11 protein-coding genes and 1 pseudogene are annotated in these 20225 nt (G+C 66.9%); 4 read left to right on the top strand and 8 right to left on the bottom strand.

The genetic code is table 11. The annotated features are described in order from the left end of the window. Positions 1-49 precede the first annotated feature (49 nt). The gene (locus tag FN207_RS16205; RefSeq protein WP_142459507.1) at positions 50-1825 is read left to right on the top strand and encodes a DUF262 domain-containing protein; all 1776 of its coding nucleotides are present in this window, start codon (positions 50-52) and stop codon (positions 1823-1825) included. A gap of 54 nt (positions 1826-1879) precedes the next feature. Here FN207_RS16205 and FN207_RS26695 read toward each other — a convergent pair whose 3' ends face one another. Next, positions 1880-2791, bottom strand: coding sequence for an HNH endonuclease (locus FN207_RS26695; protein ID WP_221888240.1), 912 nt, complete (start codon positions 2789-2791; stop codon positions 1880-1882). A gap of 137 nt (positions 2792-2928) precedes the next feature. Between FN207_RS26695 and FN207_RS16195 the strand changes: the two genes are divergently transcribed. Further along, entirely contained in the window at positions 2929-4095 is a 1167-nt protein-coding gene (locus FN207_RS16195; protein WP_221888239.1) for a DNA cytosine methyltransferase, read from the top strand. A 7-nt stretch (positions 4096-4102) separates the two neighbouring features. Here FN207_RS16195 and FN207_RS16190 read toward each other — a convergent pair whose 3' ends face one another. The 6 genes from FN207_RS16190 to drmD form a co-directional block, all read right to left on the bottom strand. Further along, the gene (locus FN207_RS16190; protein WP_142459506.1) at positions 4103-4486 is read right to left on the bottom strand and encodes a very short patch repair endonuclease; all 384 of its coding nucleotides are present in this window, start codon (positions 4484-4486) and stop codon (positions 4103-4105) included. A gap of 120 nt (positions 4487-4606) precedes the next feature. Beyond that, positions 4607-5320, bottom strand: coding sequence for a DISARM system phospholipase D-like protein DrmC (drmC, locus tag FN207_RS16185; RefSeq protein WP_185938375.1), 714 nt, complete (start codon positions 5318-5320; stop codon positions 4607-4609). Continuing rightward, a complete protein-coding gene (gene drmB, locus FN207_RS16180) occupies positions 5317-7419 on the bottom strand; it encodes a DUF1998 domain-containing protein (RefSeq protein ID WP_221888238.1) in 2103 nt (700 codons plus the stop codon). The genes drmC and drmB overlap by 4 nt, the downstream gene beginning before the upstream one ends. Beyond that, positions 7416-11063 (bottom strand): DISARM system helicase DrmA, encoded by a 3648-nt coding sequence (gene drmA, locus FN207_RS16175; RefSeq protein ID WP_246066120.1) that lies wholly within the window; start codon positions 11061-11063, stop codon positions 7416-7418. The genes drmB and drmA overlap by 4 nt, the downstream gene beginning before the upstream one ends. 17 nt (positions 11064-11080) lie before the next feature. Next, positions 11081-15067 (bottom strand): Eco57I restriction-modification methylase domain-containing protein, encoded by a 3987-nt coding sequence (locus FN207_RS16170; RefSeq protein WP_221888237.1) that lies wholly within the window; start codon positions 15065-15067, stop codon positions 11081-11083. A gap of 17 nt (positions 15068-15084) precedes the next feature. Further along, positions 15085-18243: a DISARM system SNF2-like helicase DrmD gene (gene drmD, locus FN207_RS16165; RefSeq protein ID WP_221888236.1), complete on the bottom strand. Its 3159-nt coding sequence runs from the start codon at positions 18241-18243 to the stop codon at positions 15085-15087. Between the two features lie 394 nt (positions 18244-18637). On the opposite strand from drmD, the gene FN207_RS16160 reads away from it, so the two are divergent. Continuing rightward, complete coding sequence (locus tag FN207_RS16160; RefSeq protein WP_142459501.1) at positions 18638-19168, top strand: hypothetical protein; 531 nt, start codon at positions 18638-18640, stop codon at positions 19166-19168. 127 nt (positions 19169-19295) lie between these two features. Next, positions 19296-19544 (top strand): annotated as a pseudogene (locus tag FN207_RS27550) (GIY-YIG nuclease family protein); the annotation flags it as partial. 165 nt (positions 19545-19709) lie between these two features. On the opposite strand, the gene FN207_RS27015 reads toward FN207_RS27550, so the two are convergent. Next, positions 19710-19952, bottom strand: a complete 243-nt coding sequence (locus FN207_RS27015) for a hypothetical protein (protein ID WP_246066104.1) — start codon at positions 19950-19952, stop codon at positions 19710-19712. Positions 19953-20225: the final 273 nt, after the last annotated feature.

Raw genomic sequence — 20225 nt, 5'->3', positions numbered from 1 at the left:
ACCCATAGCATCCCCGAGCCAGGCCTTGCCGTCGGACATCGGAGTATCAGTGGCGTTCCAGACACCTGTCACCGTGCAGGAGGTCCTCGCGGGGATCCATGAGAAGCGGTATCTCCTCCCGGCCATCCAGCGGGAGTTCGTCTGGGGCACCGATCAGATCCGTCAGCTGGTGGACAGCCTGATGCGGGGCTATCCCATCGGGTCGTTCCTGCTGTGGAACGTCGAGCCCGATACGGCGAGTCACTACGCCTTCTACGACTTCCTGACCGACTTCCACGAGCGGGACCACCCGTACGCCACGAAGGCCACAGTGCCGAGCGGCCGATCCGCCGTGGCGATCCTTGACGGACAGCAGCGCCTGACGTCGCTCAACATCGCGGTGTACGGCAGCCACGCCGAGAAGAAGAAGTACGCCTGGTGGAACAGCCCCGACGCCTTCCCGAGGAAGCGGCTGTACCTGAACCTGTTGGAGGATCCCGACCACGAGGAGCTGTCACTCCGGTACGACCTGCGCTTCCTCACCGATTCCGAGGCGCAGCCCCAGCCCGGTGAGCCGGCCAAGTGGTTCCGTGTCGGTGATGTGCTGAAGCTGGAGAACTCGGGGCCCGCGCTGATGAAGGCGCTCAAGGACCGGGGCGTCGACCTCAACGAAGTCGACGCTCACCAGCGGCTGTACGACCTGTACGAGGCGATCCGGGTCACCAAGCCGATCAACTACTACCTCGAGGGCTCGCAGGACCCGGACAAGGTGCTCGACATCTTCGTCCGGGTGAACAGCGGTGGTACGACCCTGTCCTACTCGGACCTCCTGCTGTCGATGGCGACGAACCAGTGGGAGGAGTACGACGCACGGGAAGAGGTCCGGGCGCTCGTCCAGGAGCTCAACACCGGCGGCTCACGGGAGTTCTCCTTCTCCAAGGACGTGGTCCTCAAGACGGCGCTGATGGTGGCCGGCGTCGACCTCCGGTTCCGCGTCACCAACTTCACGCAAGACAACATGAAGAAGGTCGAGAAGGTCTGGAGCACCACCAGGGCCGCTCTCCTGCGTGCCGCCACTCTGTTGAGCCGATTCGGACTCTCGACCCGGAGCCTGACTGCTCACAGCGTGGTCATCCCGATCGCCTACCTCCTCGCCTCCAAGGGGCTCGACGACTCGTACCTCGACTCGACGGCCAGCGCCGAGGACCGGGTGCGCCTGCAGAAGTGGGTGAACCGGTCGCTCATGAAGCGAGGGATCTGGGGCTCTGGCTTGGACACGACCCTGAGCCGCATTCGTCAGGCGATCGACGCGCATGGCGCATCTGGCTTCCCCGTCGAGGCTGTCCAGGCCGAGATGGCAGCGATCGGGAAGTCGCTGGAGTTCGAGGCGACCGAGGTCGACGAGCTGCTGGAGCTGAAGTACGGCGGACAACGGACGTTCCCCGTGCTGGCGATGCTGTACCCGGGTCTGGACCTCAGCAAGGTCTTCCACGAGGACCACGTCTTCCCACGGTCTCGGTTCACCAGGAAGCGGTTGGCCGAGGCCGGGGTGGCCGTACCGGACATCGACGTCTTCGTGGCCGCTGTGGATCGGCTGCCGAACCTCCAGCTGCTGCAGGGGCAGGCGAACGTCGAGAAGCAGGCCGTCCTGCCGGCCAAGTGGCTCGACAAGGCCTTCGTGTCGGAGGAGCAGCGAGCGACCTACGTCGAGCAGAACGACCTCGATGTCCTGCCGGAGGACATCAAGGAGTTCATGGACTTCTACGAGGCCAGGAAGGCTTGCTTGCGGGATCGGCTGCAGCAGCGGCTGGGCGTCAAGGCGTCAACGGCGGCGGATACACCCTGACGATCGGAGGTGGGTCGACGTCGCAGGGCGTCGACCCACCTCGACTCGGGGGCTTCAGACTGGTCGGAAGAGCCGGTAACGCTCCGCGAGGCGATCGGCGTCCGGGTGATCGGCTCGACGGACGGGGAGCCGCATCAGTCGCCTGCCGTGGTGCCCCTGCAAGCCGTGGCGCAGCATCGGCCCATCACTCACCTCGAGGAGACTTCCGGCGATCTCCACGGTGAGGTCCGGGCGGATACCGAGGATGTTCGCGTCGTAGGCCGCGTGGTGCAGCTTGCACAGCGCTAGCCCGTTGGTGACGACGGCGTCCCCGCTCGGATGCGTGTCCGGGATGATGTGTGCAGCGTCGATCAGCTCCCGCTGGTTGAGGTTGCACACGGCGCATCGCATGTCGTAGGCCGTCTTCACCTGGCTCGCGAAGACGGCCTGGTGCAGGCGCCGCTTGGTCTGCGCGAAGTTCCAACGACGGAGCGCGGCCTCGATGGGACTGTCCGGACGAACGAGCCGCTGCTCCTCGGTCAGCGCCATGACGAACTGCGACTCCGCGGGCTCCTCCCACAGCAGGTACACGGGGAAGATCGCCTGGAAGACGCTCGGCTGGATCCCGTAGAACCAGATCAGCGGGACCTGCTTCTGCATGGCGACGCGTAGAGCCTCGTTCTCGCCCTCGCCGCCCTTGTCGCGGCGCAGCTTGTAGCGATGGAGGCCGTCGGCTCCCTCCGAGTCGTCGTAGGGCCGCCAACGAGCGCCCTTGGGAGCAGCCGTCAGGATGCTCAGCGCCGACGACCAGCCCTGCGGCCTGCGAATACCTCGGCCGCGGTCCACCAGGGGGAAGCGCTCGCCATCGACGAAGAAGTCGTTGGCGAGCTGAGCGCGGGTGATGGGGACCGTCCCATCGAGCGTCGTCCTGGCGAGCCAGTCGATCGCCGCAGCCCTGACGTACTCCTCCGAAACTGCCCCGTCCACATGTGGAGCCTGCCTGGCGACTGTCCGGAGCACAACGAGTCCTGCGTGTCGGTCAGCTCGTGTCGTCGCACAGGTCACGGCTGACGCGCAGCCTGACCTCACGAGCGACGTCTCACCGGTCTGGCACGCTCCGGGACGTGCGCTCTCACTCGGTCCTGGGTCTGTTCGCAGGGATCGGAGGGCTGGAGCTCGGGCTGCACCAGGCGGGCCTCACCGGACCGACACAGCTGTACGAGTGCTGGTCCTCCGCCCAATCCGTCCTGGTTGAGTGGTTCCCACAGGCTGAGCTCCACGACGACGTCCTCGCGCTCGAGGACCTCGGTGATGCGGACGTCGTCACCGCCGGCTTCCCCTGCACGGACTTGTCGCAGGCAGGACGCACTGCTGGGTTGCAGGGGAGTGCCTCCGGGCTCATCCGGCACGTCCTGGAGCTGCTGCAGTCCTCGCGGCCCGAGTGGCTCCTCGTCGAGAACGTCCCGAACATGCTCCGGCTCGGCCGGGGCAGTGCCATCCGCGAGATCACCCGTGCTCTCGAAGCGGTGGGGTACGACTGGGCCTACCGGACCATCGATTCCCGCTCCTTCGGCTTGCCGCAGCGACGCAAGCGCGTCTATCTGCTCGCATCAGCGGTACACGACCCGGCCGCGGTGCTCTTCCGCGAGGACGACCCGTCCGAGGAACCGGACGGAGGGGCGGAGGGCGCCTCGCACGACAGCGCCTACGGCTTCTACTGGACGGAGGGAAACCGGGGTGTGGGCTGGGCGCGCGATGCGGTGCCGACGCTGAAGGGTTCGACGACGGTCAGCATCCCCAGCCCGCCTGCCATCTGGGTGGTGGACGACGAACCGGGACGACGGATCGTCCGACCGTCGATCGAGGCAGCTGAGGTCCTGCAGGGCTTCCCGGCCGGCTGGACCGCGAAGGCGCCGACGCGCGACCGCTGGAAGCTCGTCGGTAACGCCGTCAGCGTCCCTGTCGCGAAGTGGATCGGCGAGGGACTTCTGACCGGCGACGACTTCCCCGCTGACGGATATGCGAAGGCTCCTCGCCTGACCGGGACCGTGTGGCCGCAAGCGGCATGTCATGTGGACGGCAAGTCCTGGGACGTCGCTGTCTCGGAGTGGCCCAGGTCCCCCACCACGAGTTACGTCCACCTGGTTAACGTGCTTGAACAGCACGGGAGCGAGGCCTTGTCGCATCGGGCGACGAGGGGCTTCAGGGACCGGCTGCGACGCAGCTCGCTCAAGTACGAGCCGGCGTTCATGGCTGCCCTCGACGAACACGTGAGCCTCACCAGATCATGACGCCTGATCAGGCTGGGGGCTCACCCTCTCGTAGGTGACCGAGGATCCGGGCCGCTACCTCGTCCGGCTTCTCGTGTTCCCAGAAGCGCATGACGGTCCAGCCGAGGCCCTGGAGCTGAGTCGTCACGTCTGCGTCCCGGGCACGGTTGGCGGCGATCTTGTCAGCCCACCACTTGCTGTTCGCCTTGGGCGAGGTGGCATGGACCGGGCAGCCGTGCCAGAAGCACCCGTCGATGTAGACCGCCAAGTGCGCCCTGGTGAAGGCGATGTCGATGGTGCGTCGGCGCTGACCGGGGACCGGCCAGGAGACTCGGTAACGGAGTCCCGCCCCGTGGAGCAGCCGGCGGACGGCCATCTCGGGGCCGTTGTCGCGCCTCCGCAGGACGCTCATGCGTCGGGCGATCTCCGGGGAGGAGGCCCCGGGGTGGGGACCCGGATCGCGGGGTGCTGCGCGCTCCACGACAACAGCCTGCCACCGGCCTCGTACGCCTCGCGCCAGCAGCACCAGGCCTCAGGGCGAGTAGTCGACCAAGAACTCGCTTTCGCGGAGCAGGTCCAGGTGCGACTTGATGGCCGACGCCACCGACGCATCGCGGAGGAGCACCCCGCACTCGAGGTTGGTCTCCGCCGCCGCTGTCGAGAAGTTCGCGCTGGTCACCAGAGCGGCGAGGCTGTCGATCATGACGATCTTGGCGTGCTGGACGGCGTACCCACCCCCCTCGGGTTTGCGCAGCGTCCAGATGCGAGCGCCGGCGAGCATCCCGGCGAGCAGAGCCGCCCTCTGCTCCTGCTTCGCCCGGTCCAGGATCAATGTCACCTTGACGCCCCGGCGGAGCGCCTCCCGGAGCGCCGTCACGTAGGACGAGTCCATCGTGGCGGAGTAGGTAGCGGCGTAGACGTACGTCTGTGCCTCGTTGATCAGCTGCGACACGGCCAGGGTCGTGTGGCCCTCGGACTTCGGCAGGCTCGGTGAGGTCCAGACCAGTTGCGGTCGCGCGGCCTGCGGGACTCCGCTGATCGCCTCCAGGACGGCTGACAGCGCACCGACGTTTCCGTCCAGTTCCGCCAGGACGGCGTCCAGGATTCGTTCGACCTGTTCGCGACGGGACGGGTGGATGCCGGCAATGGCCTGGTGCAGCAGCCCGTGGCCGAGCACCAAGCCAGCCTTCAGCCGTTTGGCCTCCTCCTTGGTGACAAATCCACCCAGCTCGGCAGCAGCGCTCACCAGCTGCCTTCTGGCAGGAGACCGTGGAAGAGGCCGGGCGTCCGGACGCTCTCATCAACCAGGAGCTCCATGACCATCCGTCGGTCCAGAAAGCGGTTGGTCCGCTCGCAGCTGGTCTCGCTCACGAAGAGGCAAAAGTGGCAGGCGGCCCCATGGAGGAAGTCCTCCTTGTCCTGCGGCGCCCGGTGCGAACAGATGGGGTCGGACGAACAGCGCCTACCGCGTTCCAGCGCATGCACGATGACGTCCCGCAGCTTGCCGGGCTTGGCGAGCTCCACCAGACCGCCGAGCGTCCCCTCGCTGTCGGAGGATGTCGTGCTGATCAGCAGCCCTGCCGCCGGCTGGACGTCGTCACCTGCGGGCCACGCAAAGATGCGTTCGGTGAGGCTGGCCGAGCCGTAGCCACTTGACATCGCCATCTCGCGGATCAGCAGGTGCGAGAGCGTGTGGATGGCCCAGTAGCGCGGAGACGGGAAGCGCTCGTGCGGATCGATGTCCGCGGCCGTACGGCTGGTTCGACGCAGGAAGTTGAGCCGGTGGGCCTCCCGGTAGCGCCGCCAGACCTCCAGTTGCAGGACGACGGCCTCCCACTTCGCCACCCGCTGCTCGTCGAACTGGATGAAGACCCCCTCGCCGCGGTCCTCCGTGGCGGGAACCCATGTCGGGGACCCGTTGCGGGTGAGGGGCGCGACCCGGTCGGAGGCGTCGTCGATGCGGTCGAAGGCATCGATGCGCGTGAAACCGATGAAGGCGTTGACCTTCTTCAGCCGTTCGACAGCAACGACACCTGTCACGAGCGGGTCGAGTTCATCGGCCACCTTGCGCGACTCCGCCCTAAAGTCGACGGAGCCGCTGTACTTGGTGAACTTCGACCGGTCGCTGAGGACGTTCCACTCCGGTGCCAGCAGGGTCCGCGGGTCCCGCCGCGCCACGACCTGCTCGCCGTCGTCCGTGCTGGTCGGGTGACCGATCGCGATCTGGAAGGCCTCCCAGAGGACAGCGTTGTCCACGTCGTCCAGGCCGGGGATCCCGTTGACGCCTGCCAGAAGCTTCAGGGAGTCCATGCCTTCCGGCCCGTGGATGGCCTCCAGCACCTTCTTGGGCAGGCCCTTGATGGCTGCAGCAAGCTCAGATGCCGACGCCTGGTCCTCACGCGGCAGTGCAAGGGCGCTCACGGTGTTCGAGAACCACTGGTTGGCGGCGCCCAGGAGCATCAGCCGGCCCTGCTCCTTGCACGGGAAGAAGGCATCCAGGTGCGCGTGCCGTCCCCGGCAGCGCGGGAGCTTCGTGTCCGCGCCGCGCGCCGTCGCCTCGAGCATGCCGCGCTGCTTCTTGCACACCTGGCAGATGATCTGGACGTCCGGACCGATGTTGCTCTTCCACTCCCGCATGCGCAGGCGCGGCCTGGGCACCGTGCACTTCTCGCCCCGGTGGACCCATGCCACGTAGGGGAACTCGTCGAGGTGCCCCTTCCGGCAGGCGATGAGGTAGCGGGCCGGCACCGCCGTCCGGTCCTTCGGCGGACGCTTCTTCGCGCCGTCCTCCGACCATCCGGTGCACTTGACGTGCACGAACTCCGCCTTATCGGGCCGGAACGGATTCGTGTTGCGATACTCGAAGCTCACGCCGTCCGAGACCTGGCCGAGCAGGCCGCAGCCGGTGCAGCGGAGCCACTGCGGAAAGATCCGTCCCGGGATGCCCAGGTCCGTGGCGGAGTCCTTCTGTCCGATCTCCGCGGACGCCCACGGCGGCTTGCGGAGCTCCTCCACGTTCCTGCCCAGGTGCGCCTGGACGACCTGGAGCAGACGAGGCTCGACGATCGTCTCCGGCGGAGTGGGTCGGCGCCGGTAGATGCGCTCCCAGTCGTCGAGACCGTGCGGCATGACCGACAGGTGTGGTAGGTCGACCGTCGAGCCGATGCCCTGCGTGTAGAGCAGAGCCGACGGTCGGATGGCGCCGACCTTCGCCCGGTTCTTGGGCTTGTTCGTCTCGACGTCGGCGAGAGGGTCGAGGCTCGGCTCGACAGTCGCGATCGCCGACTCGGTGGCGTCGAGGCCAACCTCGGTGACGTCGGTCGCGTCGTCCGACACGGCCGTCATGCGTCCTCCTCAGCAGGGGGTGAGAAGTCCCAGCCGGGAGCGTCGACGGGCTCCTTGGCCGCCAGGTAGCTGGGACTGGGGCTGACCAGCAGGTTGATTTCCGGCTGCACCTCGCGCATCGAGTTGGCGACGACGAAGACCTTCTGCTCCGGAGTGGTGGTTCGGACCTCGGGACTGATCAGCAGCGGTCGCGTGATCTGGTTCTTGTCCGGTGACCGCTCGTAGACGAGTCCGCCGCCCTCCTCGAGAGCGCGACCGAGCCAGCGGTCCTTGCGCTGGAGAAGCTTGGCCCTGACCCGCTCGTCGAAGTCCGGCTCGAGGTACGCGCGGGACGCGCGCTCGGTCAGTCGCTCGATGATCTGGTCCAGACGGGGCGACCCGCTGATGACCCGGCCCGCACCGAGCTCGGGGGAGAGCGAGTTCGCCCGACCGACGTCCATCACCCGCGCAGCGCTCACGAGGACGCCCATGAGCCCTCGTTCGAGCGCGGCCTCCGAGAACGGCGTCACGCTGAGCGCCTCGACCTGGGCGTAGAATGTCTCGTGATAGTGGCGGAATTGCTCGAAGTGAGCCATGTCCCGCGGCCTCGCCCAGTTGGCCAGCGACACCACGAGGCCGGGCCGGGCCGCGTCCCGTCCCACTCGGGAGGACGCCTGGATGTACTCCGCGGTGTTCTTCGGCTGGCCCACGACGAGCATCAGGCCGAGGCGTGGGACGTCGACGCCCACCTGGAGCATCGACGTGGCCAGGACGAAGTCGTACGGCCGGTCGTAGTTGCCTCCCAGCTTCCCGTTCGACTTTTGCAGGGCCTCGCTGAACGCCCTTTTGCCCTTCGTGCTCCACCGGTCCGGGTCGAACTCCAGGGCGAGCTTGTCGAGCGTGGCCCCGATCTCCGACGACGAGATGCGGGAGGTGAGCTCACCGATCGCGAGGCGTGCGAAGTCCGTCGTCCGGCGCGGGAAGGGCTCGGTCTTCCCGGACACACGGGTGGTGACGTCATCGTCGAGGTAACGCCGCATGCCGGCCAGCTCGCGGGTCGCGCTGAAGTAGGCGACCGACGTCATGTACGGGTCGGCCGCCTTGCCGTGCTCGTCGAGGAGCTTCTGCCCGGCGAGCAGGAGGACCTCGGCGATCCGGATCTCGGCGAGCGTCAGCCGAATACCGTGCGCGCAGACGCCGATGTACTTCCGCCCGGGCTGGTCGGGCGTGACCTCCAGCTCCCTCGAGAAGTACGTCTGACGGACGTCGAGGACCTGCGGGGGAAAGACGTCGACGCCTCGCCCGTAAAGGTTCCGGACCTGCTCCTCCGCCTTTCGGACCGTCGCCGTGGACGCCACGATGAGCGGCCGGACCAGCTGGTCGTCGCGCGACCAGGAGCACAGTACGTCGACGGCGTTCTCGAAGACGCCGACCGCCGTGCCCAGTGCGCCGGTGATCAGGTGGAGCTCGTCCTGGATGATCAGGTCCGGAGGCCGTAGGCGCGGGACCGGCCGGACATCGACGGCCTGGTACGTGACGCCGCCCTTGGTGACCGCGTTGTGTTTCTGCCCCTTGCAGAAGTCGCCACGTGCGTCGGGGTGGCGGTAGCCGTGACGCGGGCAGGACTCGCTGACGTAGCCGAAGAGGCTCGCTGCTTCGCCCTCGCGGGCGAGCCGGGCGAACTTGTCGACGGTGGCGAGGAGGAACGTCGGCGGATGCCGGTAGATCTCCTCGTCGACCGTGAGGATGGGCAACCCCTCGTCCTGCGGACCACGTTCGGAGAAGGGGCATTCCTCGTCGCGGTCACCGCAGTAGACGTGGATGCGCTGGGTCGTGGCCACGGCATCGACGTCGCGCTTGGGGTCGATCGGCGTCCCGCACCACGGGCAGCGCTTGATTTGCAGCACCGTGAGTCCGTGGGCCCGGCCGTCCTCGGACTTGGCCAGCTGGACCTGGCTCTGGGCCTCGGTGAAGCGCTTCGGGCTGACGCTGCTGCCGACCCAGAGTCCGATGCGGAAGGGCTCGGTGCCCCAGGTCGCCTCGTCCTCCTGGCGGATGAGCTCCGCCGCGCAGACCAGGGCCGCCGCGCGCTGGAACTGCTGCGAGGTGAGCAGGCGGAGCGTGTAGCGCATCAGGACGGCAACACCGTCACCGCCGTCGAGCTCGCCGTCGTCCCCGCTGACCGTTCGCTGGAGACGTCGGATGGCGAACGTGAAGGCCGCCAGCCCCAGGTAGGCCTCGGTCTTCCCACCACCGGTGGGGAAGAACAGGAGCTCGACACGGGAGTCGTCGCTGCTCCGGTACGGGTCGGCGGGATCCACCAGCGCCGGTAGCTGCATGAGGATGAAGGCGAGCTGAAACGGCCGCCAGGAGGCAGCCCTGTCCCCGTCCGCCTCGACCTCGGCCAACGCTTGCTCCAGGGTCACGCCGGCTTTGGCAGCACGCTTGGCGGCGACCTGTGAGCGGATGCGCTGGTCTCGCATCGCCCGGTTCATGAATCGGAACGCTCGGAGGGTGTTCGCATCGCTGGCCAGCAGCTGCAGGCCGGCCTCGAGGCGCGTGGCCGCAACCTTGGCGTCGCCGATGGCCCTGTTGGCGGTCTTCCGCAGGTGATCGGGGAGCTCAGCGGCCGCCGTTTCCTGCTCGGCCAGCCACTGGCTGTAGCCCGCGACCATCGGCTCCAGCGCCCCACGTACCTCATCCGCCTGGATGTCGGCGAGGACACGCATCGACGTGACGGTGTCGCCAGCAGCGCCGGCGACGGTCTGCGGGACATCCGCCGTCGGAAGCCAGGTGGTCAGGACCTTCCCCGCGCGGCGAGTGCCCGGGACCTCGTCCCAGTCGACCGAACAGGTCCGGCCGACCGCGAACTCGAGCTTGTGCTTGTACTGGAGATCGAGGCGTCGGCGCTCCTCGTCCTTCTCCAAGTACTGCGGCTCGTAGACGTCGCGGCTTGGCAGGAAGCACGCCGACCCGTTTACAGATTCCACGCTCAGCTCCGTCTGGAAGAGCCAGTCGCCGGGTGGAGCCTCGACACCGGTGACACGGTCGTTGCTCAGTGCCAGCTCGACGATCAGGCGGTCACCTAGCGGGAAGACCTCAACCCGCAGGCTGACGTCCTGGCCGAGCTCGATAACCTCGCTGCGGCGCGCTGTGGTCCCCGCAAGGTCGAGCGGCTTGGAGATCTCGTAGGGCGTCCGCCGGAAGCAGGTCCGATTCTTCCCGGTTTCCTCGTTCAGGCGCTGAAAGCTCTCGTAGCGGCCCCACTTCGCTGTCACGAGAAGCGTGCCGACCCCGGCGGGCACCTGAAACCGCAGGCCCATGGATGAGGGATGGGTCAGCGCGCCCTTCGGGCCGGTGTCCTCTTCATCATCGGACTCGGCCGTGGACACCTCTTCGTCGGAGGGGACAGGAACGCCCGGCTGACCGTCGCGCTCCGGGTCGAAATCGCTGAGGGCCTGTAACGGTTCTCCCTCAACTCCCTGGCTCTCTACCTCCTCCGGGTCGGTCTGGAGTCGCGCGAGGTTGGGGTCAATGGTGACTGGAGCCAGACCACCCACTGCAAACATCGCCCGGGGACTCGCAGGGATCTCCTCGTCAAGTTCGCCTCTCGGGCCGAGGAGCTCCTGTTGAAGGATATCGATAAGCTCTGCACGAACTACCATCGTTTGGCCGTCTGACATCAGACAAGTTCCAACCGTCCGGGCGCAGACGGCCCTTCGTTGGCTGCCCGCCTGTGATTCTCTCGTAGCAGTCGATCCAATATCTCTGTACGCGCTTCAGCGTTGACCATAAACCGGGTGACACCCTTGTATACGTGAAACCCGTGGGCTAGTGGCACGTCTGACCATCCGTAGGAAGCCATTGTGGCTTCGTCGATCTCTACATGAAGCTGCCGCAGGTGCAGGATGTCCCTGTCAGCCTGACAGGCTGAATCGTTGACTAGATTGTAGAGAGCGGTAAGTCCAAGTTGCCGCCTCATCATAATTTCGCGGCGGTCTTCGTCTAGTTGTGCTCCTGCCTGTCCAAGCCGCTCGGTGTTGGTCGCTCGAGGGAAGGGGTCGAAGCACGACCGCGCGGAATATCTGGCATCAGTGCGCATGGTAGTCCCGTAGCGAAGGGCCCACAGTCGGTGGGGGCTCGAGGAGAGGACTGCCAACGTGGCAGGGTCGTCAAACGGAAAGATCACCAGCATCTGGTCGAGGACGATGTTGGTAGGCACGAATGCAGGCATCAGCGTCTTGCTCACCGAGGTGATGGCGATGGCTCGATCTAGCCCGTTGAGCGCCCGGTAGAGTCCAGGGCGAGTCTCGTTATAGCGCCACCAGCGCTCACGAGCAGACTTCCGATTGAGTCCCGCGCGCTCGGGGCGCACGAGTCGTTCTACGCGCTCGAATGGCGCGCTGTAGGTGCGGGCCTGACTCTCCTCCCAGTCGAAGAAGTTTATGGCGTGCCGACTGGGAGATTGATCGGGGCGGGAGTTGAAATCTGCGCCGTTCAGGTATGGGAAGATCACCTCGGCATTGCGCGGGTCGGCTGCTATGAGCTGTTCGGCTTCCCGATCCGTTAGAATGAAGCCCATCCCGAGTATGTACGAACCCAAGAAGGATAAATTGGCATTCTCGTCCAGCCGCGTTGCTTCGGCAAGCGAATCGGTCATTGGCTCTAGGGTCGTCGAAATCATCGATGAGCAAACCCCGTCCGCCCAGCGATGAATATCGGACGGAACTTCGGCGTTGGTGCCCCACACTGCCGCATACTCAAGGTTTGCGTTCGCAGTGGGCCAAGGGTTGCTTCGAATGGCGCGCGTGATCGTGAACCCATTCTTGTCCATCTGAAGGAGGCCCACGACTCGCGTGTCACCCTGGGCCACGCTGTTCGTAGCAATAAGTCCGAGGGATCCTGATCCTCGCAGTAGTTCGTGGGCCCTCAGGAAGAAGTAGGCCACGAGGTCGGAGCGACCCCGTGCATTATTCGCGACTTCCCTCGCGAGATACTCGCGAAACTCGTCGCCGAGGGCGCCCTTGAGGCTTTTGTCACCGAGGAAGGGGGGGTTGCCAATGATCGCGTCGAAACCACCGTGTTCGACGAAGACATCGGGGGCTTCGATGACCCAGTGAAGGGGCTGCCAGCGTTCGTAGTCGGTCGCGACGGTGGGAGTGAGACCCCGAGCAATGATTCGGTTCAGGACTGACATATCGCCGGCACTGCCGTCAGCGGGGAAGGCGGCGATGAGTGCGCCTTCGAGTGCAGCGAGAGCGTCGTCAAGGGCCGCTCCGGGCTTGCCGCCGAGGCGTAGGGCGGTAGCGATAATCCCGTCGGCGGTCAGTCGGAGCTTCTCCGTGACCCGTCCGGACTGCTCGATGAGGCGACGCTTGCCGTTGCCGGATCGCTGTGGATCCGCCTCGTCAACCGGAGAAGCCAACTGATGACGGATGCGAGTGGCCTCAGCGACCGTCGCGTCTACGTCTACGTAGGCGTTGAGCTGCCTGACCTTCCCGAGTTTTGGGGCGATGTGCAGGTAGCGGAGCTGATCCAGTGTGGTGAGCCCAAGAAGTGCGTTTCCCTGGAAGATCTTGTCGTCGACGAAGGAAAAGGGCTTATTGGGGTCGAGGGAGACCAGCCAGAGTGAGAGCTTGCACATCTCGACGGCCATGCCGTTGATGTCAGCGCCGTAGAGGCAGTGCGCGATGACCTCGCGGATCGCCCGAGTACGGAGACCGGCGTCGACGCGGTCGCCGTCGACGATGCCTTCCGCCGTCCAGGCCTCGACGAGTCGGTCGGCGAGGTAGCGCGCGGCGGCCACGAGGAAGGCGCCGGAGCCGGCGGCGATGTCGGCGACCTTGAGGTCGAGGATTGCGGAGCTGGACTTTAACCGCCAAGCATCCTCGTCGTTGGTTTGCAGGGGCCCGGGTTCGTAGACCAGCGGCTGGAGGGCGTGGAGGACGACCTCCTCTGCCAGCGCCCGCGGCGTGTAGTGGGCGCCGGCGTTTTTCCGTGATGGGGTCTCTGCGACGACGAGACCGCCACGCGGGACGACGTAGGGCAGGTTGCGCAGGTCGCGACGGATGAACGGCGACCACGAGATCAGCGCGCTCAGCAGATCGGGGTCATCGCCGGCGACGGGCCTGAGGAGGCGGTTTATCTCCGCCTCGTCGACCTTCTCGTCGTACAGCTTGACCAGCTTCGCGGCCGAGACAAGCTTGGCCGCGGACTGGTTCTCCTTGACCCAGGCAGTCAGCCGTGCGGCGAAGTCCTTGGTGCCCATGGATCCGTTGTAGATCTCGTCGAGCGTGTCGAGGTCGATCTCCGGCTCCTGCCCGTCGGTGCCGACCAGGCCGAGGAGGACCTCGACCTCGACCTCGCGGCAGGTGTAGCCGAGCAGGCCCTCGTAGATGTAGCCGATCTGCTCGACGTCGACGTCCCGGAAGGAGATGCGCCGTGCCTGCCCGCTGACCTTGGCGACCTGCACCGACTCGAGCACGTGCAGCATGACCCGGTCCGAGACGCGCAGCTGGAGCCCGCCGTCGGGGCGCTCGGCGGCCAGCCACGGGAAGCGCTTCGGCTCGAAAAGCGAGCCGCCGTAGGCCGGCATGCGGACCTCGTCGAAGTTCGCCCCGCCATAGAGCGCGGTGCTGACGGCGAGCAGGCGGTGCCAGACGTCGGAGGAGTGCTCGAGGTTCTCCTCGCCCTCCTGTTGCGCCCGCTCCTGGAGATGGTCCAGCAGCGTGCTGACCCCGTAGGCGGCTCGGTACAGCTCAGGCTTGGGCAGCATGTCCCGCTCCTCGGCGAAGAGGAGGAAGACAACCCGCATCATGACGGTGACCGCAGCCTGGTAGATCTCGTCCGGGTTCTCGCACAGCGGGTCGTCCAACCCCTTGGCCCGCGCGGTCAACCGGGCTTCGGAGAACGCCTGCACCAGCAGCTCGACCGACTTGCGGACCTGGACGCCGAGCGCCTCGGTGATCTCCTCGGCCTCGAGCACGCTGCGCTCGAAGAGGCGAGGGAGCCGTCGCTCGGCGTTCTTGTGCCGCAGCGTGCCGGCGTGGGCGAGCGTGAGGAACGCGTCCCGCAGCTGAGGTTCCTCACGCCAGGTCAGGGCGTCGACCACGCCGGAACCGGTGGTGGTGCCCTCCCCGGCCCACACCAGCGCCCACCAGCGCCCGTCGGTGACGATCCCGACCGCGACGTCGGCCTTGCGCAGAAGTGCGGCCATGCGGTCGATCTCGCTCGCGGACCAACCATCCGCGCCCACCGTCCGCAGGCTCTCGATCGGCGGAACGATGCGGAGAAGGCAGGCGAGCTTACCGTCGCGTCCGCGCAGGGCGCCGTCCGGGCGCACCGTGATGGTCTCGCCGGGGGAGCGGACCAGCAGGTCCTCGGGCAGCTCCTCCGCGCTGACCCGATGCCCCTGCCACTCGGCCAGGTCGTCGAGCACCACGTCGACCCAGGTCCGCGCCACGTCGGCGTAGTCCTGGCCCGACCCGTCCCGGGACCGGTCGAACGCCTGCTCCCAGAGGGCGTGGCTCTCCTTGAACGCGACGAGCCGCTCGTCGGCGTCGCTGAGCGGGTCCATCCCGTTGGGCCAGATGTCCTTCAGGACGGGCAGGGACAGGAAAGGGCCGTCGGTCTCGACCTGGGCGAGCCAGTCCTGGTGCAGTCGGGACACGCTCGGCGGACGTCGCCTCATCGGATCGTCACTCCTCGCTCGGCGTCGGTAGGGCTGATGGCGAACAGGACGGCGGCGGGGAACGGCCAGGGCCTCACGTCCTCGTAGCGGGTCTCGACCGCGCGCCGTTCGCGACGGCGCTCCTCGTCGAGTTCCTCGAGCCGGGCGCGCATCTGGCGCAGGTCCCGTTCCGACTGGCGCTGCTCGACGACGTCGAACAACATCCCCTCCGACTCCTGTCGCAGCCTCTCGGCCTCGGCGATCGACTCGCGCAGCGTGCTGGCGAAGCGCGCGAAGATGGCGTCCACCCGTGCGAGGTCCTCGTCGCGCCGGTTCGCCAGCCGGGCCTCGATCTCCCTGGTGCGCTTCTCCACCCGGGTCCGGATGGCCTCCTCGACGCGGGACCGCAGTCCCGTTGCGGCGTCGTCCCACGCCGCGGCGAGATGGTGCAGCAGCGCCTCGGGCGCGCCGGTCAGCTCGTCGCCGTCTAGGGCCCGCGCCAGCAGCTCCTCGGCTCGTTCGACCCCCACCTGCTGGCGGCGGGTCAGCCGGGTGCCGGCGAGGAAGACCTCCTCGTGCAGCCGGATGCCGCCCCGACCGACGAGGACCAGTCGGACGACGGCCGCGGCGAAGGACTCGTCGAGTCCCGGGACGACGACGGCGCTGACCCGGTTGAGGTCGGACTCCCCGCCCCACAGCGCGGAACGGAGCAGCCGCGTGGAGCGCTGCAGCAGCGGGTGGCCGAGATGCGCGTGGACGACGTCCGTGCTGCCGCGCGCGAACTGCTGGTCGAAGGTGATCGGCCGCAGGCGGTCCGGCTCCAACCGGCTGGCCAGTCCCCGGGTGACCGGCTCCCAGGAGCGGGCGAGGTCGGGCAGCTCGAAGACGAGGGACTCGTTCTCGGGACCTCCGACGTCGATGAGCGAGGGCTGCATGTCGAGGTCGAGCGCCGTCTCCACGACCCGCCGGAGGTTCGCCGGCCGGAGGTGCAGGCTCTCGCGGTCCGCCTCCAGCTGCGTCTCCAGAGCCGTCAGCTCGGCGTTCACCTGGCGCTCGCCGAGCAGCATCTCGTTGACCGCCTGGTCGGCCTTGCGGGCCTTCCCGCTCAGATCCGCCTCGAGCCGCCGACCGGCCAACTGACGCTGGATGTCCGGCGCGATGATCTCGTTGGCGGAGCCCAGGTCGAGTTCGACCCGGGCGATCTTCGTCGCGACGCGGGCGAGGAAGTCGACGTCCGACGCCAGACCGGAGCGTCCTGCCACCGGCGTGAAGTGCCGGATGTCCGGCTGGTGGGCCTGGCCGTAGCGGTCGACCCGGCCGATGCGCTGCTCCAGCCGGTTGGGGTTGAACGGGATGTCGTAGTTGAATAGGCGGTGGCAGTGCGCCTGCAGGTCGATGCCCTCCCCGGCGGCGTCGGTGGCGAGCAGGATGCGGACATCGGTCCTGTCCGGCGGCTCGTTGAACTCCGCGCGAGTGAGCTCCCGCGTCACGGCGTCCGTGCTGCCGTCGATGACGGCGATCCGGTCGGCGTCGTAGCCGTGCTGGAGCAGGTTGTCCCGGATCCAGTACAGAGTGTCGACGTATTCGGTGAAGACGACGATCCGCTCGTTCAGCCAGTGGCCGTCCGCGCGCAGGACGCCGTCGAGGTGATGGATGAGTGCGGCGAGTCGGGAGTCGACGGTGCCGTCGAATCCGTGCCCCCAGCGGCTGAGCCACTGCAGGTCCTGGACGTCTTGGTCCGACAGGGGCGGCAGCTTCCGTCGGGTGCCGGCGAGGGTGAGGAGCTCCGTCTGGTCGGCCTTGCCCTCCTCCAGGTCGTCGGCGTCGATCCCGAGGACGTCGTCGTAGTCGATGGTGAGGTCTGCGTCGACGCCGCGGCGTCGGGTCTCCAGGTAGACGTCGACGGTCCTGGCGAACGCGACGGGGGAGGAGAAGAAGCGCTTTTTTAGCAGGAGAGTCGCCATGTCGCGGGCCTGCTTGGCGGCACCGTCGTCCTTGGCCACTGCCTTGTCGCGGCGGTTCGTGAAGGCGAGGAGGCGCTCGTAGGCCTCCTCCTCGGAGGCGGTGGGCTCAAAGGGCAGGGCGGTGACCTGGCGCTCCTGGAAGCCCTTCGCCTCCTTGAGGTCCCGCTTGAGCCGGCGGACGGCGACCTCACGGAGTGCTGACCGGTCGATGTGCGTGCCGCGGACGAAGCGCTGCGGGTCGACCATCTCCAGCAGTGCGGTGAACGATTCGACGTAGCCGTTGTGGGGAGTGGCGCTGAGGAAGAGGCGGTGCTCGCACTTCTCGGCGAGCTCGCGGACGGCCCGCGTGCGGTCGGAGTCGACGGCGTAGCCGCGCCGGGTGATGTTGAGCTTGTCGACACGCTGCGGGCTCGACGGCGCGACGTGGTGTGCCTCGTCGACGACGAGGATGTCGAAGGCGAAGCGGCGAGCGCCGTTCTGTTTTGCCGTCTGGGCGTAGACGTCTCGAAGCAACCGCTGTGCCCGCTGCCCGGGCAGCCACGACATCGAGACGATGGTCCGCGGGAAGAGGGTGAACGGGTTCGCGTGCAGGCCGTGGGTGCGCCGGACCTCGCGCATCGTCTCGGAGTTGATGATCGTGAAGTCGAGGCCGAACTTCTCGAGCATCTCGTCCTGCCACTTCAGGGCGAGACCAGCCGGGCAGACGATGATCGCGGTGCGGGCGCGGTGGCGGAGGAAGAGCTCCTGAGCGACCAGGCCGGCCTCGATCGTCTTGCCGAGGCCCACGTCATCGGCCAGGAGCAGGTTGGCGCGTGACTCGCGGAGTGCGCGGCGCAGCGGCTCGAGCTGGTAGGCCTCGACGTTCGCCCCGCTGCGGAACGGCGCCTGGACGACCTGGGAGTCGGCCGAGGTGATGGCGCCCCAGCGGAGGGCGTCGATGAAGGCGGCGAGCCGGCTCGGCTCGTCGAACCGCTGCGGGTCGATGCTGTTCGGCAGGCCGGTCGCCGGGCGGAGCGAGCGCCCGAGCTCCAGCTCCCAGACGACCTGGAGCTCCTCGCCGAGGCGGTCCTCCTCGAGCGACTGCAGGGTCACGGCGTGCTGGAGACCGGTGACGGCGTCGTCCGCTCCGCTGCGCGGCAGTGACTGAGCTCGGACGTCCGTGACCGCCCAGGTCGAGCCGCGGACCACGGCGATCTGACCCTGTTCGGGCACGGATCGCGTGTCCGGAAGGACTCCTGTCGAGAGTTGATCGCTTCCGACATGATCCTGTTCTGCAACGGACACGGTCCGGAACGATAGGTGCGGAGCGTGCAACTGTCGTCACACAACGGGGTTGGGTGTGGTCGTCTTGTCGCGTGGGACTCAGGGGACCAATGAGGCGCACCGAACAGGGGAGTTCGCCCGAGCGACTCAGTTGTCCTCACCTGTCGAGGCGTGAGACCCGACGTTCCAGCATCTGACCCGCACGAGGGCGACACGGCCACTGATGATCCGGCACCGGCCGAACGGTGGCCTAGTCTCGCCCGGCTTTGACACGTCGCCCTCAGGAGCCAGTGCGAGACCTGTCGCGGCCCGGGCGAGTCCGTGTCCCTGAGAGAGGGGCTCCATGAACTACGTCAAGGTTTTGTTCACGTTTCTCGGGTTGTACGTCGCTGCGAGAATCCTGAGTTCATTGCTCGAGGGAGGGCTTCCTGGCGGCACGACAGTGGTCACCTTCTATGCCTTCGCAGGGACCGTGGCTGTCCACATGTGGCGCAGGAGGCACAGGTGGTTGGTCGGTTGGCGACATGTGCCTGCACCGGTCGTCGAGGAGTCCTCGGCGGGTGCTCAGCAGGTACCGGTCGCCTACGTTGCTGATCCGAACAAGGGAGACAGGGACGACTGGTACCACTTGCGCTCCATGGGCCCGGGAGGAATCCGTCCGCAGAAGCGACTGCCTATGGTGACCTTGTGTAACCGGCGCCTGAATTCCGGTTACGACCTGGTGGTTCCGTTCGACCTCGAGCAGGCGCACAGTTGGTCACGCATGGGCAATTTTGAGGAGCCTGCCTGGACTATGCTGTGCCGGCGTTGCTATGAGTGCTACGTCACGGCTTCCGCCGAGACGACTTCGAGTTCCGGTGCTCAGGAACGCTGAGTCTATGACGTGGCAGCAGCAGGCGCTGGGTCGCCTTGTTGGATTTGGCGGCGTACGGCAATTTTGGGCTCTCTGGGCCTCGGGCACCAAGGTCGGGCTTAGCAGTACATATTGAGTACGCTAGGTAGTGGTAGTGGCAGAGGGGTCGGTCTACGTCCTCATGGATCCGTCGGCGCCGAACCTGGTGCAGTTCGGAATGACCGAGAACGCCTCCAGGCGTGGAGCCGCAGGGCTGTCCATGCCCTCGGGAATACCAAGTAGTTGTGTTGTCGTATACGACGAACTTGTGTCCGATCCTCGGGAGGTGGAGCGGCGGATCCATGAGCGATTCAAGGCGTATCGCGTCGAGGATCGCCGGGGTTTCTTCAGGATCCCTGTGAAGGCCGCTGTTGTGGCGCTGCAGTATGGGGCCCGCGACTTCCCTGTCGCTCCCGACGAAGGGGAGCGCGCAGAGATCCTCTCACAACTGCACATCCGATACCGTTATTGGATCAAGTACGGCATCGTGAGTGTTGCGATTGTGCAACTCGCTGGTGCTGTTCTATTGGAAGTCGTCAGCGCTTATCCTCCTGGCAGGGGCAGGACGGTCGAGCGGGTCGACATGGATGTGATGGGCGACCACTTCGACCCCGATGATCCGATTGAAGTCAACGGCGCAAAGTTTTTGGAGTTCGATGAGATCGATATCATCAATGTCGCACCGCTTTTTGAAGAGGAGGTCGCTCGCAAGATCGACGAGGCTCATCGTCAGGATCTTGAATCGATCGAGCAGGCAACGCTTCATCCCAAGCGTCGGTGCCGTAAGACCTCGTCGGCTCTGCCCGTTCGCAGCTTCAACTGCCGGGCGCGATGTCTATCGTCCCGGAGGGAGTCACGTCCTTCGCGTGGGCTGACGGCATCGAGTCGGAGCAGGATCTCAGAATCACGCCTCCACCGCGTCGAACTGAGCGTGGGTGAGCCCCCGGCCAGGTCCGGCGCGACCGCCAGCACGTGCGCGTTCACGGCCAGCCAGTCGCCGGTGTCGTCCGCCTGCTCGGCGAGATCGTCGATCCACACG

The organism is Geodermatophilus aquaeductus, from assembly GCF_900182545.1.
Lineage (GTDB): Bacteria > Actinomycetota > Actinomycetes > Mycobacteriales > Geodermatophilaceae > Geodermatophilus > Geodermatophilus aquaeductus.
Note: the sequence above shows the minus strand (reverse complement) of the source record. Positions and strands in the feature narration are given on the sequence as shown.

Excerpts from the sequence above, each read along its gene's own strand:
- FN207_RS16190 (WP_142459506.1), bottom strand. The coding sequence starts at position 4,486 with ATGAGCGTCCTGCGGAGGCGCGACAACGGCCCCGAGATGGCCGTCCGC.
- FN207_RS16160 (WP_142459501.1), top strand. The coding sequence starts at position 18,638 with ATGAACTACGTCAAGGTTTTGTTCACGTTTCTCGGGTTGTACGTCGCT.
- drmB (WP_221888238.1), bottom strand. The coding sequence starts at position 7,419 with ATGACGGCCGTGTCGGACGACGCGACCGACGTCACCGAGGTTGGCCTC.
- drmA (WP_246066120.1), bottom strand. The coding sequence starts at position 11,063 with ATGGTAGTTCGTGCAGAGCTTATCGATATCCTTCAACAGGAGCTCCTC.
- FN207_RS27015 (WP_246066104.1), bottom strand. The coding sequence starts at position 19,952 with ATGAAGCGTTGCCTGCTCGATCGATTCAAGATCCTGACGATGAGCCTC.